Annotated in this window: 3 protein-coding genes; all 3 read left to right on the top strand. The window is 56.4% G+C overall.

Going from position 1 to position 1,843, the window contains the following annotated elements:
* Nucleotides 1–364: tetratricopeptide repeat protein (locus AC1DRJ_RS26200; RefSeq protein ID WP_477804707.1), on the top strand; the 364-nt coding region annotated here is incomplete at its 5' end.
* 4 nt (nucleotides 365–368) lie between these two features.
* Nucleotides 369–986, top strand: coding sequence for a lipoprotein insertase outer membrane protein LolB (gene lolB, locus AC1DRJ_RS26195; protein ID WP_477804706.1), 618 nt, complete (start codon nucleotides 369–371; stop codon nucleotides 984–986).
* A 2-nt stretch (nucleotides 987–988) separates the two neighbouring features.
* Entirely contained in the window at nucleotides 989–1,840 is an 852-nt protein-coding gene (gene ispE, locus AC1DRJ_RS26190) for a 4-(cytidine 5'-diphospho)-2-C-methyl-D-erythritol kinase (protein WP_477804708.1), read from the top strand.
* Nucleotides 1,841–1,843 lie beyond the last annotated feature (3 nt).

The raw sequence follows: 1,843 nt of genomic DNA, 5'->3' as shown, positions 1-1,843 counted from the left end.
GGACAATGCCATGGCATTAAATGCGCTCGGCTACACCCTGTCTGATCGCACCACACGCTACGCCGAAGCCAAGGCCCTGATCGAACAGGCACACCAGATCAATCCGGAAGACCCGGCCGTACTCGACAGCCTCGGCTGGGTGAACTACCGCATGGGCAATCTCGATGAAGCCGAGCGCTATCTGCGCCAGGCGCTGGATCGCTTCCCCGATCAGGAAGTTGCCGCCCACCTGGGTGAAGTCCTGTGGGCCAATGGCAAACAGCGGGAAGCCAAACAAATCTGGGGCAAATTCCTCAAGGAACAACCCGACAGCCCTACCCTGCGCGGCACCATCAAGCGCCTGACCGGATCAGAGACTCTTTAAAATTATGTTTTTGCGCCACATTATTGTTTTCAGTTTTATCGCCCTGCTCGCCGGATGCGCGGGTTTCGGTGCCCGCGAATCGGTCGAAGGTCACGGTAATCCGGCCCAATGGCGCGAAAACAAACAGCAACTGACCAGCCTCGACGGTTGGCAGATTAATGGCAAAATTGGCATCCGCGCGCCCAAAGACTCGGGCAGCGRCACCTTGTTCTGGCTGCAGCGCCAGGATTATTACGACATCCGCCTTTCCGGCCCGCTGGGTCGCGGCGCCGCACGTCTGACCGGCCGCCCTGGCAAGGTCTCGCTGGAGGTCGCCAACCAAGGCCGTTTTGACGCACCGAACCCGGAAATACTGCTGGAAGAACAACTGGGCTGGAAATTACCGGTGTCGAATCTGGCCTGGTGGGTCCGCGGGCTTCCGGCGCCGGACAGCAAAAGCAAATTGACGCTGGATACCGACAGCCGCCTGGCGAGCCTCGAACAGGATGGCTGGCAGGTTGAATACTCCTCTTACACACAACAAAACGGTTTCTGGCTGCCCGAAAAGATCAAGCTGCACGGCACCGACCTTGATGTCACGCTGGTGATCAAGGAATGGCAACCACGCAAGCTGGGGTCGTGAATATGACGACTCCCCGCTTGACGCTGCCCTCCCCGGCCAAACTCAATCTGATGCTGCACATCCTCGGTCGCCGTGAAGACGGCTATCACGAGTTGCAGACGATTTTTCAATTCCTCGATTACGGCGATGAAATTACCTTCGCCGTTCGCGACGACGGCGTCATCCGTTTACACACCGAATTCGAAGGCGTTCCCCACGACAGCAATTTGATCGTGAAGGCCGCGAAGCAACTGCAGGAGCAATCCGGTTGTGCGCTCGGCATGGATATCTGGATCGAAAAAATCCTGCCCATGGGCGGTGGAATTGGCGGCGGCAGTTCCAATGCCGCGACGACTTTGCTGGGTCTGAATCATCTTTGGCAATTGGGTTGGGACGTGGATCGACTGGCTGCGCTGGGCCTGGGACTGGGTGCTGACGTCCCGGTTTTCGTGCGCGGCCACGCGGCTTTTGCCGAAGGCGTAGGGGAGAAACTGACCCCTGTAGACCCCGAAGAACCCTGGTATGTCGTGCTGGTCCCGCAAGTATCTGTAAGTACAGCAGAAATTTTTTCAGATCCGCTGTTGACACGTAACTCTCCTCCCATTAAAGTGCGCCCCGTTCCCAAGGGAAACAGTCGTAATGACTGCTTGCCGGTGGTAACAAAGCGTTATCCAGAGGTACGTAACGCTTTGAATTTGTTAGGTAAATTTACCGAAGCAAAGCTCACCGGAACTGGAAGTTGTGTGTTTGGGGGCTTCCCAAGCAAAGCTGAAGCTGATAAAGTCTCGGCCCTTCTTACAGAGACCCTTACAGGGTTTGTAGCAAAGGGAAGCAACATTTCGATGTTGCATCGCAAGCTGCAAGGTCTGCTCTAAAGG

Source organism: Pseudomonas sp. P5_B2, assembly GCF_056400445.1.
Note: the sequence above shows the minus strand (reverse complement) of the source record. Positions and strands in the feature narration are given on the sequence as shown.